Below are 12,237 nucleotides of genomic sequence, written 5' to 3' on the forward strand. Positions count from 1 at the left end.
ATCCCATACTTCTTCAATTGGTACATTAATTTGTGTTTCATGAACTCCTGCTGGCATGTTAATAATCCCCTTTACAGCGTAATTAATTGTTTAATGTCGTCACGTTTTTCAGTTGTTGCGATCGCTTTACCTGCTAAGTACCCCCATGTCATACCAGGTCCGATTGTAGCTCCAGCTCCTGGATAAACGGGTCCTAAAATAGACATTGCCGCGTTACCTGCTGCGTAAAGTCCTTCGATTTTCTTGTTGCGCACGTTAATCACTTGACCGTTTTTATCGACACGTGGTCCACCTGCCGTCCCGATTGTCCCGTAGTAAATCGGAATGGCGTAGAATGGCCCTTTTTCGATTGTTCCAAGGTTAAGCTCTGCTGTGCCGCCGCCTTGACCCATACCTTCGAAATATGTCGTTCCACGATGGAAGTCAGGGTCTGCTCCTTGTGCAACATACCCATTAAATTTCTCAACAGTTTCTGCAAGACCTTTTGCATCTACACCAATTTTTTCAGCGAGCTCTTCTAAACTATCTGATTGGTTCATCCATTCTGGTGCGTCTTCACCTGCAGCAACTGTTACAACTAATTCGTTATCTTTTAATTGGCTATCAAACACAATCCAAGTATTTTTCTCATTTGGATACGTTTGTGTTGCTTCGTCGTATAAGTGGAACTTACGTGGCATGTCTTTATATGCTGTTCCTTCATTCACGAAACGCTTTCCTAAACTGTTTACAATAATTCCATGTTTGAGTGAACGTGGACTATTGATTAAGTTAAATATACGACCTTCATATTCAATAGAAGGGTCTTGTGTTGCAGGGTACCACCATGCATCACTCATGTTCGCAAGTTTTGCCCCTGCTTCCATCGCCATAATTAACCCGTCACCTTCGTTATACGGAGGTGTTAGATGGTGTTTTGGTTGACCTGGTAAGAACGATTTTACTAACTCCTCGTTCCATTCGAACCCACCACTTGCAATAATGACACCTTGCCGTGTGCCAATATTGATCTCTTCACCGTTATGTATTGCTTGAATTCCGATAACTGCTCCTTCGTCATCTTGGAAAAGTTTGTAACCTGGTGTTTCTGTACGTACATCTATGCCACGATCGAGTATGCCTTTCATGAGTGAGCCAATGAGTGCACGCCCCATCGTTGTAATGTTCTTTTCCATTCGCTCTGCCATAACTGTGTAATCGATGTCGTTTTTGTTCGCTCCACCTTCAGCAAGTGTGAGTGGTGGAAAAATTGGGTTGCGACGAATTTTATGTTCCCATTCACCTAACTCTTGTAAGTGAAATGGTTTAGGATCTAATGAACGACCTTCCACAATCCCACCCGGTAAATTTGCATAATAGTCACCGTAAGCAGGTGGAATCGCAAAACGGACAGGCGTGTTGTCGTGTAAATATTTGATCATATTGCGTCCTTCTTCTAGGAACACATCTACTAGTGAAGGGTCTGGTTCTTTCCCATGACCTAAACGCTGAATATACTTGAAAGCGTTTTCTTTCGAGTCTTCGATTCCTGCTTCTTCCATGTAGTGGTTGTTTGGAATCCAAGGAACTCCACCTGACATTGCTGTCGTCCCACCTACTTCAGAAGACTTTTCTAATACTAACACCTTTGCTCCATTATCATGGGCAAGTGTCGCAGCTGTTAAAGCAGCTCCTCCTGTACCAAGAACAACTACATCAACGACTTCATCCCAATTAATGTTTTGATTGGACATTATTTTTATTCTCTCCTTTCTTTATTCGAAAAAAGTATCTATAAAAATTTAGGTGAAAATTAGATGTGATGTGTAACTATCACCATGATAGTCATACTATCAGACCGCGAAATATTTGTCAATTTGGGACAATGATATGGTTGGTTTGCGCACTGCTTAACGTGAATCTACACTTTCTTTCCCGTATAATGAACATAATGAATTCAAATGAGGGATGTAAACTTATGAAGCCGATGGACCGATATGAACTTGAACTTAAAAAGAATAGAGAAAACCGAATTGCCGCCGTTCTTGACGTAGCTGAAACGTTATTTGCTAAAAAAGGAATTGAAAAAACGACGATGCAAGAAATAGCAGATGCTGCCAACTTAGGTGTTGCGACGATCTTTCGGTTGTTTCCTAAAAAGGAACAAATTGCTGTTGGAATTGCGACGAGAAGATTAAAGAGATTCCTTGTAATTTTCCAAAAAACTAATGACATGGAAGCGTCGAGTATTGAAAAAATTGAAGCGTTGATGGATCATTTTCTGGAAGGATTTGCAGAAGGAAATGATTTTAAAATGATCGAGGACTTTGAGATTTATACCATTCTCCTTTCAGAGCCCATTGAAGATACCGAACAATACAAAGCAGTTTATCGAGAGATTTCTCAGATTTATGCTGAAATCATCAAAGCGGCGATCAAAGATGGAACAATTCGTGCGGACATCGATATTGAGCAATCATTAATCACATTGATTAACGCTTTTGTAACTTTCGCCAAAAAGCTATCGATTCAAAAAAGCATCGTTTTTATTGAACTTGACGTAGCACCAGAACAACAGTTGAAGCTTCTTAAACGGGTCATCCTTGATTATTTGACGAATGAGAGTAAGTAAATATAAAGCTGTGATTCATAGCAGAAGTAACCCACTTGGAAAAAGGTGAAATTGAGAAGATGAGGGGAAATGCTGCAGTGATGAACTATCTAAAAAACGGATTGATTTAAAAGAGGTAAAGCGTCAAACATAATAAAGGTACCAGGCACTCTAGCAATTCTAAATTGCATGGGTGCCTGGTACCTTTATTTACTTCTAGACCGCCTAAATGGGTGCCTGGTATCTCAAACTACTTGGATCTTCAACATAAAAATGCCTGGTACAAACGCAATTCGTAATTGCATCAGTAGCAGGCACCTTACATTAGGCTCTATATTTGATAGCCAATCCTTTTAAGAAGTTTCTAGCGTATCGATCTAGGCACGGTTTATAATTCTTATGCCCTTCTTTTCTCAATACAGCGCTTAGTTCGCCTTTTGAGATAATGACGTCTGCAGCTTCTAAAATAGCAAGCATATCTTCACCTGTTAACGCGAGTGCTATTTTCACTTTCTTGAGTAGGATATTATTAACATTTTCATTGGTCATGTTAGATCCTGCTGGACCTTGAGGTTGTCCTGGTTGTGGATCTTGTTTTCCTCGTTTATAGATAATGAGGCCGTTTAAAAATGAATCCAGCATTTGATTCGTACATTTCATTTGCAATTCATTTTCAGTTTCATCCTCATTTGATTTTGTAAGCAACTGCAGCACATCTTCTTTTGTCACTTCAATGCCACCAAGTTTAAAAATGTCTACCATCTCAGTATTCGTAAAATCTAAAGCATATCGTAATCGAATCAATCTATCATTGTTATTCATTTGTAGACCTCCTGTATATAGTGCTGTAAGTACAAAACGAATTCATCCTCATTTTTCCATTTTGTTTGTTGCTATTCGTTAGTTAATCGAGTTAAGCTTAATAATAGCACATAAAAATAAAAGTTAATCAAATGCTGTATTTTACGATCTTAATTGTGTGATTGACGCTTGCGCAACAGGGTACAGTAGAGCATAAGATTGTAATGACCAAAACACTTAGATAGATGGGAAGGGAAGTCTATATGACGTATGTTCTATTGCTTGTTGGATTTGTATTGCTCATAAAAGGAGCTGACTATTTTGTTGAGGGGGCATCCGGGATTGCGAGGCTGCTCCGTGTTCCGCCGATTTTAATCGGGCTGACCATTGTGGCGTTCGGGACAAGTTCTCCGGAGGCGACGGTCAGTATTATTGCAGCGCTTGAAGGCAGTGCCGGGGTTGCAGTAGGGAATGTGGTGGGCAGCAATATTTTCAATATCACGCTTGTCGTAGGAGCGGCGGCATTCCTATATCCGTTGAGGGTCCAAAGCGATAGCATTAAAAGAGAGATTCCGTTTACTTTGCTTGCGAGCGTGGTGTTGCTGATCTTGATGAGTGACGTAGCATTGCAGGGATTCGGCGGCAATATGATCACGCGCGCGGACGGGCTCATCTTCTTACTGTTCTTTTCCATTTTCATGTATTATGTGATCGACAATGGACTGAAGAGCCGGAAAGAGGGAGTGGACAATTCCGCGCCGATGAACATCCGTTGGGGGAAGAATATTTTCATTACCCTCATAGGGCTGGCCGCGATTATCGTTGGCGGACAGTTCGTTGTCGATAACGGGACGAAAATCGCCTACTCGCTCGGTATGAGCGAAACATTGGTAGGTTTAACGATTATCGCTATCGGTACCTCTCTTCCGGAACTTGTCACATCCATCACGGCTGCTTTGAAAAAGCAAAGTGAAATTGCGATCGGGAACATCATCGGCAGCAACATTTTCAATATCCTGTTTGTCCTTGGCGCCTCCTCTGTGATCTCTCCCTTATCGGTGAGCGGTGAAGTCATGACAGATGTCGTGTTCATGATCATTCTGACGATTGTCTTATTGGTTTTCGCGCGGACTGGCTACAAAATCGGGAAAATTGAAGGCATCGTACTCACAATCGCTTATATCGTTTATTTGGTTTATATTATTATGCGGAACTAAGGGGACTGGGCCTTAAGGGGAATAAGGTCGAGTGCCAGGCGCCCGAACAATTATTTTTGTAAGTAACAGAAGTGCAAGGGTCGGATTTTATCTTTTATTCGGCATTAAAAAATTCCAATGTCTGCTATGCAAACATTGGACTTTTGACAACCTATTGGGTACTTATTTACCTTCCTTCACAGACACCAACTCTGTAAAAATCTCGCCATTTTTATCTGTACTCTTTAGGATTCCGATTCCTTTTGCAAAGTATTCTCGGGAGCCGTCCGGGTAACGAAGAATGACGACGTTTTTAACTGTACCGGCTTTCACGGTTACTGTTTTCGTCGTGCTTTCAACCAAAACCTCTTGCTCCTCAAACATCATAGACGAATCTATTGTGGTAGTACCTTGTTTCAATGGATAGGGAATGTTGACGAAGATGAAGTCGGAACTTGATACCCCCATAAGCAGTCTTTTTCCGTCTTCGATATAGGTAAAGTTGGATAAATCCGGGTAAAGGGGACTCTTTTTATTATATAAGTACGTGTATTCATCTTCTTTTTCTACAGTAAACGTCTCTTTCTCCTCTTCTAAGAACGATGGTTCATACGTAAGAATCAACCCTTCTTTAGGCGTCAGTCCACCGGTAACCATCGCTGATGCGGCTTTCGGGTTTTGCTTGGATAAAGCGGACGTATACACATAGCCCTTATTTTTGCCGACTTGTACATAGGACCATCCGTTTGATGAAGACAATACAGTTACTTTCGAGTGGTTTTGAATGGTACCGATTTTTTCAGCGTTTTGTTTTGGTTCTACACGCAGGACAATATCATTTTTCGCATGTACATACATTTCGCTTTTCGCTACTACGGTTGTATGCAGAGGAAAGGCATAAGAACAACCAAGGATCAAAACCAACATTGCTAAGATTATTTTTCTAATTTGAACCACTCCTTAGTATAGTTACTACTAGACGAGGTTATGAAGGAAGGTTTTAAAATAGAACATATTGCAGGGGCGCCTATGTATAAAACCAACTTTTTGATTTATTTAATTGTGAATGTATGAGTTATCATTACCCTTTTTCTGAATGATGTATTCTAGTTTCCCGAAAAATAGATTTATCTAGGCTGCCAAGCACCAAGATATTCCTTGTGTAACTTGGGTGCTTACAGCAGAAAGGAGGATGACTTCATGAATCAGAAAAAATGGAGAAAACAGTTACGCACCAATAAAGAACTTTTCATTGGCGAAGCGACTGCTTTCCGTTCGGCGGTATTGATTCCACTTGTCGAGGTGGAAGGGGAATGGTGTGTGTTGTTCGAAGTCCGTTCATCGAAAATGAGGAGCCAGCCTGGCGATATTTGCTTTCCTGGCGGTAGAATTGATCCTACCGATGAATCGCCTCTTTTCGCGGCTTTACGGGAAACGCATGAAGAGCTTGGGGTGAAACCGGATACTGTGGAAGTACTGGGTCCGCTAAGTCCGTATGTCGCATCTCCGTCATTTGTTGTCTATCCTTTTGCCGGAATCGTGGATTATAAGGAAATCAGTCGGTCTTACAATACATACGAGGTGGAAGAGGTGTTCACCGTGCCGCTACATTATCTGCTCGAGCACGAGCCGTATATGCATCCGGTAATGGTGAATCCCGCGCCCGATTCGAATTTTCCTTACGAGAAAATCCAGAATGGTGCGAACTACCAATGGAGGGGGCGTATGATAGAGCAATGGTTTTTCGAATACGGACCTTACACGATCTGGGGACTGACGGCGAGGATATTGAAGCATTTTGTTGAAGTTATCCGCAAGTAATTTAGAAGAACTGGCATGGAAAATTGGACTGTTCAAATGCAAAACACTTAGATTTGTCCTAGGATACAAAGGTTGTAATAAATCTGTCGAAGTTTGAGGACTTTTTGGGAAGGAAATGCTCCTTTACTGTCGAAGTAGTCGGTATGAACAGGAATGGAGTGAGGTTTATGACATTGGTATACAAACAAATAATTGTCGCAATAGATGGATCAAAAGAGTCGGAATGGGCTTTCAAAAAGGCGGTGGCCATTGCTGACCGTAACGATGCCGCATTGAATTTGGTCAACATCGTCGATACACGATCGTATTCTTCTGTAGAGGCGTATGACAGTTCGATCGCTGAAAGCGCCTATAAATCCGCCGTAGAGTTGTTGAACAACTACAAAGCTGAAGCTGTCCAAGCAGGTGTGCAAACCGTCAATGTAATTGTCGACTATGGCTCACCGAAAAAAATGATTGCAACAGACCTCCCGAAAAAACTGAGTGCAGACCTAATTATCTGTGGGGCGACAGGTCTAAATGCAGTTGAACGCTTCGTGATGGGCAGCGTCTCTGAAAATATTGTCCGATCCGCAAAATGTGATGTACTCGTCATTCGAGAGTAGCAGCTTATAAAAAGGTACGAGGCACTTGAACAATTCGAAATTGCACAGGTGTCTTGTGCTTTTATTCCTACTTCAACGAGACAAACATACTTCATCCATCACTACCTGATGGATTTCTACCTCTTCATCTTTTTCCATTTCCAAGTGCAGGAGTTCTCACTATGCTAGGCGGCAGTTCGTTCAATTGTAAAAACGGTGGTCTGTTCCTATTCCATCACTTTTATGGTTTGCAAAACACCAATAACACTACAGTTTAAATGATATAGTGGAATGTACTTTAACAATCAAATGTCCCCACTAAGTTTCTTCATGCAATGAAAACCAATGGGGACATTTTGTTTAACAATTAATACCTGTTAGCGAACTATTGAAGGCAAAGCAATAAATTAAACATTCGGCATAAATTGGTTTTTGTTTAATAAGCGCTCCATCCTGCGTCTGCGGCTAATGCTACGCCGTTTATATAGGCGGACTCATCAGAAGCTAAGAAAACAGCGATGTTGGAAATGTCTTGGACAGTTCCTGCTTTTGGCATTAGGTTCACTCCGCGTGTTGCGACTTCCAACCCGAACTGATCGACGTTCGTCATCGCAGCGGCAAATCCTGTTTCAATATGGGCCGGTGCGATCGCATTGCAGCGGATGTTTTGCGGTCCATATTGAGAAGCGATATTTTTAGTCATACCGACAACTGCATGTTTAGCAGCTGTATACGCAAGGCCACCACGTCCTCCTGTTAACCCTGCAATGGAAGCCATATTGACGATTGTCCCTCCGCCGTTTTTAAGAAATACAGGAATGATTTGGCGCAAGCCACGCATTACACCTGTTACGTTAATATCCATTACGCGTTGCCAAGTTTCATCTTTGACATTTTCAGCTGCTTGCATATTATCCCCGACGCCGGCATTGTTAACGAGAATGTCGACACGTCCAAAATTGCTGACAGTTTCACTCACCATTTTAGCGATGTCCTCTTCAACTGCTACGTTCACAACGACCCCGATGGCTTCATGCCCAGCGGATTTCAACTCTTCTACAGTTGTTTGTAAAGCTTCTTCGTTAAAATCGGCAATTACGATTTTAGCTCCTTCTTCGGCGTATCTTGTGGCGATTGCTTTCCCGATTCCAGCGCCGCTACCAGTTATAATTGCGACTTTGTTTTCTAAGCGTTTCATGTTGGTCCCTCATTTCTTTCATTTTAAATAAACACTTCTATTATAGCTTAACCATTACAGGGGTTTCCAAGACTTGCCCCTATAGGGTTTTGAAGCAGTTGGCATCTTCCTATACCTTTACAAACTATCTGAATTATCTTATATTTAGTATAATATATAGCGCCTGGATTACATACGATTAATGAACACTTGTCTCCTAAGAAAATTGCAGATGGTAGGAAACTCTACAATATGATTATGGTATCAGTCATAAAAAAGGGGGCTTTTTTGATGTGGGACTATGAATATGATTTGGTTGTAGTAGGCTCTGGGGCTTCGGGATTTTCAGCGGCGATTACAGGTAATAAAGAGGGCTTGAAAACAGTTTTAATTGAAAAAGAAAAACATTTCGGAGGGGCATCTTCGCTTTCCGGCGGGGGCATTTGGATCCCGAACAACAGGTATTTTAAAGAAGCGGGTGTGAAGGACAGCTTTGAGGAAGCAAAAACGTATTTGGACTCGACTGTCGGGAACAAAATATCGGATGAGATGAAAGAGACGTATTTAAGGCGTGGCGTTGAAATGTTAGATTACATGCATGACACTTCGGAGCATATGAGGTTTTCATATGCGAAGGATTATTCGGACTACTATCCTCATTTGGAGGGAGGAAAAGGGGAGGGCCGCTCAATTGAGCCTCTTGTCTTCAACTTGAACAAGCTTGGAGACTGGCGGGAACTGATGAAACCGCCTGCGATGGATACGAAGGGCTTTGTCATGACGGGACAAGATTTTCGCCATGTCAACATGATTACAAGGACTTGGAAAGGTAAAGCGAGGAGTTTGACGTTGGGCTGGAGGTTAGTTAACTATTTGATTTTCAGAACCCGTTATTCCTCTTTAGGGCAGGCGCTCATTGGAAGGCTTGCCCAAACTTACAAGGAGTTGAATGGCGAGCTCTGGCTGAATAGCCCATTTGTCGATCTCATTGTCGAGAGCGAAGCGGTTGTCGGCATCAAAATTATGAAAGACGGGCAGGAAACAAATGTGAAAGCGAACAAAGGCGTAATATTCGCTTCAGGCGGTTTTTCTAGAAAGCAGGAGTATCGTGAGAAATACCTGCCGGCTCCGACAGATAAGGCGTGGACTTCTTCACCGGAAGGGCAGACAGGCGATATGTTGTTGCCGGCATTGAAATTGGGGGCGAAACTTGGTTTCATGGACAAAGTGTGGGGGGCGCCGTCCGTTGTCGATCATACGGGAGCACCTTTTTTCTTAGTTGCCGATCGGGCGATTCCTTCGATGATCATCACAGACCAAGACGGGAAGCGTTATATTAACGAGCCGACGCCGTATCACGAGTTTGTAGATAAAATGTATGAGCATAACGAAAGAACAGATGGAAAAGCAATTCATTCATGGATCATCTTGGACCATAAAGCGAAGAAAAGACATCTTTTCGTAGGTCTCTTCCCTGGACAGGATTTCCCGAAAGCATTTTATGAAAACGATGTAGTGTTGAAAAGCGACACCATTGCCGGTTTAGAAGAGAAAATGAATATACCGGCAGGGAATTTAGTGCAGACGGTAGAACGATTCAATGATTTTGCCAAGGCGGGTAAAGATTTGGATTTCAACAGAGGGGAAACGGCGCATGACAGATATTATGGCGATCCGACATTGGACAATCCAAATTTAGATGACATTAGCAAAGCGCCATTTTACGCGTTGAAAGTGTATCCGGGCGATATCGGAACGAAAGGCGGTGTCGTCATTGACAAGCATGCCCGCGTGCTGAAGGAAGACGGCACTCTCATTGAAGGGCTGTACGCTTGCGGCAACTGCTCGGCTGCCGTCATGGGCGAATCGTATCCTGGTCCTGGCGCAACAATCGGCCCTGGTATGACATTCGGACATATTGCAGCGCTTTATTGCAAAGCGAAACAGGGGACACTGTCTGAAAGTAGTCTTCCGGATGAATTTGCAGTGATATAGTGGGGAGCTGTGTTTCCGACAGCTCTTTTGAGGAAATCTTAGTGCATTGGGATTTCTTCAGCTTGAATGAATACGCTTGTCAACAGGATGAAGCCGATCAAACGACAGCTTGATCGGCTTCCCAAATGAATGTATTAAATCCCCACCGTAAACGATACGATAGTGCCACGATCTGGCGCGCTATCTATTTGGAGGCCTGTACCGAATTGGCGCATCAATCGCTGGTTCGTATTGATTAACCCGATGCTCATCCGGCTGCCATCCGTTCTTTCAAGTAAACCTTGCAATTGGAATTCATCCATTCCGACTCCGTCATCCTCAACAGAAATCTTAACATAGCCTTCATGGACAGCGATTCGAACTGTAAGTGTACCTCCACTGATACGTTTCATAAGTCCATGTCTTACCGCATTTTCAACTAAAGGCTGGATGGATAAGAAAGGAATCTTGACGTCCGCGCATTCATCCACCTCCAAGTCGACTTGTAACCGCTCACCGAAACGCACCTGTTCAATATTCAGATAGGATTGGACAATCGCTAACTCTTCCGCTAACGGAATCAATTCATCGATATGCTGAAACTGGAATTTACTTCTTAAATATTGACTTAGTTCCATTAGCAAATGGTTCATCTCATCCAGGTCAATGTCACTTAAGGCGATAATGGAATTCAATGTATTGAATAAAAAATGAGGCTGGATTTGGGCTTGCAACCATGCAGCCTCCAGTTGCAATTGTTCCCGTACCGCTTTTTTGATGGTTGTGAGTGCCAGTACTCTGGATTTTAACTCAAGCATTTCAACAGGCTTCGTCACATAGTCGTTTGCGCCAGCTAGAAAGCCGGCTTGGATATCCTTCGGGTCGCTTCTGGCGGTCAACAGTAAAATCGGCAGTTCTGTAAATGAATACCGTTTGCGAATCGTCTTCGTCAATTTATAGCCGGACATTTGCGGCATCATGATATCCGAAATGACCAAACCCCATTCCTTTGTGGGTAAGTGATCGAGGGCTTCCTTGCCGCTTGTCGCAGTAGTGATTTCATATTGTTCATCTGACAGGATGGATTGAAGGACTTGCAAGTTTACCGGATCGTCATCTACGATTAAGATAGGCGGACGCTTGGAAACTGGTTTCAATGATGCTTGATCGACTGCAGCAGAAATTTCCGCAGTCTCTAAATCGATCGATGAATCCGCCAACCGATTTGCAGGCAATTTTTGCGATTCAATGTGTTGAACGTTAGTTTGAGGCGCGTTTTCGGAAATATTTACTGCATCCGGCGAAGCTAGCTGCAACGAAAACGTGAATGTCGATCCTTTTCCAGGAGTTGATGATACATCGAGCTGTCCGCCATGAAGCTCAATCAACTGTTTGCTTATATTCAACCCTAACCCAAGACCGCCTTCGATTAATGATGCATCTGCAGCTTGTTCATAAGGTAGGAATAGTCGCTTTAAAAAATCCTCCTCCATTCCGATCCCCGTGTCAGTTACCGAAATAAAAGCCCTGTTATTTTTCACTTTAGCCTGAATGCGGATTTCGCCTTCAATCGTATACTTGACAGCATTATGAAGTAAGTTATAAACGATTTGAATGACCCGATTTTCGTCCGCCATGACAGGCGGGAAATGTACCGGAACTTCATTCACAATTTTCACCGGCTTAACGTCATCGTGAAACTGCAGCATGTCCATTACCCCAGTTATGATGGGCTGAATCGCAATGTTTTTTTTCTGAAGACGCGGCCGACCCTCCCTCAGACTGGCCACGTCCAGCAGGTCATTCAACAACAGTGACATGCGCCGGCTGACAGTCAAAATCGTCTCAAGCTCATGGACGCTTTTATTTTTTACTGAATGCCTTTCCCGATTTAATACAGCTTGAGACATATTGATGATTCCATGAAGCGGATTCTTGAACTCATGAGAGGTGTTCGCCAAAAACTGGTCCTTATGTTCATTCATTTTCTGCAGTTTGACGGCAAGCTTCGCTGTTTCGGCATGCATGTTAAAATAATCCTTGAACCAGATGGAAGCGAAGCATCCTATTGAAATGATCAAATCGAACGGATAA

10 protein-coding genes are annotated in these 12,237 nt (G+C 42.8%); 5 read left to right on the plus strand and 5 right to left on the minus strand.

Going from position 1 to position 12,237, the window contains the following annotated elements; genetic code table 11:
* Positions 1 to 71: 71 nt before the first annotated feature.
* Positions 72 to 1,733 carry an FAD-binding protein gene (locus AWV70_RS04540; RefSeq protein WP_060204823.1) on the minus strand — a complete coding sequence of 554 codons (1,662 nt, stop codon included), beginning with the start codon at positions 1,731 to 1,733 and terminating at the stop codon, positions 72 to 74.
* 224 nt (positions 1,734 to 1,957) lie between these two features.
* Between AWV70_RS04540 and AWV70_RS04545 the strand changes: the two genes are divergently transcribed.
* Positions 1,958 to 2,611 carry a TetR/AcrR family transcriptional regulator gene (locus tag AWV70_RS04545; protein WP_060204824.1) on the plus strand — a complete coding sequence of 218 codons (654 nt, stop codon included), beginning with the start codon at positions 1,958 to 1,960 and terminating at the stop codon, positions 2,609 to 2,611.
* A 303-nt stretch (positions 2,612 to 2,914) separates the two neighbouring features.
* On the opposite strand, the gene AWV70_RS04550 is transcribed toward AWV70_RS04545, so the two are convergent.
* Positions 2,915 to 3,412 carry a DUF1456 family protein gene (locus AWV70_RS04550; protein WP_060204825.1) on the minus strand — a complete coding sequence of 166 codons (498 nt, stop codon included), beginning with the start codon at positions 3,410 to 3,412 and terminating at the stop codon, positions 2,915 to 2,917.
* Between the two features lie 242 nt (positions 3,413 to 3,654).
* Between AWV70_RS04550 and AWV70_RS04555 the strand changes: the two genes are divergently transcribed.
* Positions 3,655 to 4,608, plus strand: a complete 954-nt coding sequence (locus tag AWV70_RS04555; RefSeq protein WP_060204826.1) for a calcium/sodium antiporter — start codon at positions 3,655 to 3,657, stop codon at positions 4,606 to 4,608.
* 162 nt (positions 4,609 to 4,770) lie between these two features.
* Here AWV70_RS04555 and AWV70_RS04560 read toward each other — a convergent pair whose 3' ends face one another.
* Positions 4,771 to 5,445 carry an SH3 domain-containing protein gene (locus tag AWV70_RS04560; RefSeq protein ID WP_160327625.1) on the minus strand — a complete coding sequence of 225 codons (675 nt, stop codon included), beginning with the start codon at positions 5,443 to 5,445 and terminating at the stop codon, positions 4,771 to 4,773.
* Positions 5,446 to 5,787: 342 nt separating this feature from the next.
* Here AWV70_RS04560 and AWV70_RS04565 point away from each other — a divergent pair, with 342 nt between their 5' ends.
* Both AWV70_RS04565 and AWV70_RS04570 read left to right on the plus strand, forming a co-directional pair.
* The gene (locus AWV70_RS04565) at positions 5,788 to 6,408 is read left to right on the plus strand and encodes an NUDIX hydrolase (protein ID WP_060204828.1); all 621 of its coding nucleotides are present in this window, start codon (positions 5,788 to 5,790) and stop codon (positions 6,406 to 6,408) included.
* A 167-nt stretch (positions 6,409 to 6,575) separates the two neighbouring features.
* Positions 6,576 to 7,013 carry a universal stress protein gene (locus AWV70_RS04570; protein WP_060204829.1) on the plus strand — a complete coding sequence of 146 codons (438 nt, stop codon included), beginning with the start codon at positions 6,576 to 6,578 and terminating at the stop codon, positions 7,011 to 7,013.
* 415 nt (positions 7,014 to 7,428) lie between these two features.
* Here the strand turns inward: AWV70_RS04570 and AWV70_RS04575 are convergent, their stop codons facing one another.
* Positions 7,429 to 8,190, minus strand: coding sequence for a glucose 1-dehydrogenase (locus AWV70_RS04575; protein WP_060204830.1), 762 nt, complete (start codon positions 8,188 to 8,190; stop codon positions 7,429 to 7,431).
* A 270-nt stretch (positions 8,191 to 8,460) separates the two neighbouring features.
* On the opposite strand from AWV70_RS04575, the gene AWV70_RS04580 reads away from it, so the two are divergent.
* Complete coding sequence (locus AWV70_RS04580) at positions 8,461 to 10,164, plus strand: FAD-dependent oxidoreductase (RefSeq protein WP_153009897.1); 1,704 nt, start codon at positions 8,461 to 8,463, stop codon at positions 10,162 to 10,164.
* Positions 10,165 to 10,298: 134 nt separating this feature from the next.
* Here the strand turns inward: AWV70_RS04580 and AWV70_RS04585 are convergent.
* Positions 10,299 to 12,237 (minus strand): ATP-binding protein (locus AWV70_RS04585; RefSeq protein WP_153009898.1); only part of this gene is annotated, 1,939 nt, incomplete at its 5' end.

It is taken from the genome of Sporosarcina koreensis, assembly GCF_001531445.1.
GTDB lineage: Bacteria > Bacillota > Bacilli > Bacillales_A > Planococcaceae > Sporosarcina > Sporosarcina koreensis_C.

What these genes read in the sequence shown, in the direction of transcription:
- AWV70_RS04540 (WP_060204823.1), bottom strand. Translation starts at nt 1,733, where the DNA reads ATGTCCAATCAAAACATTAATTGGGATGAAGTCGTTGATGTAGTTGTT.
- AWV70_RS04545 (WP_060204824.1), top strand. Translation starts at nt 1,958, where the DNA reads ATGAAGCCGATGGACCGATATGAACTTGAACTTAAAAAGAATAGAGAA.
- AWV70_RS04550 (WP_060204825.1), bottom strand. Translation starts at nt 3,412, where the DNA reads ATGAATAACAATGATAGATTGATTCGATTACGATATGCTTTAGATTTT.
- AWV70_RS04555 (WP_060204826.1), top strand. Translation starts at nt 3,655, where the DNA reads ATGACGTATGTTCTATTGCTTGTTGGATTTGTATTGCTCATAAAAGGA.
- AWV70_RS04560 (WP_160327625.1), bottom strand. Translation starts at nt 5,445, where the DNA reads ATGTATGTACATGCGAAAAATGATATTGTCCTGCGTGTAGAACCAAAA.
- AWV70_RS04565 (WP_060204828.1), top strand. Translation starts at nt 5,788, where the DNA reads ATGAATCAGAAAAAATGGAGAAAACAGTTACGCACCAATAAAGAACTT.
- AWV70_RS04570 (WP_060204829.1), top strand. Translation starts at nt 6,576, where the DNA reads ATGACATTGGTATACAAACAAATAATTGTCGCAATAGATGGATCAAAA.
- AWV70_RS04575 (WP_060204830.1), bottom strand. Translation starts at nt 8,190, where the DNA reads ATGAAACGCTTAGAAAACAAAGTCGCAATTATAACTGGTAGCGGCGCT.
- AWV70_RS04580 (WP_153009897.1), top strand. Translation starts at nt 8,461, where the DNA reads ATGTGGGACTATGAATATGATTTGGTTGTAGTAGGCTCTGGGGCTTCG.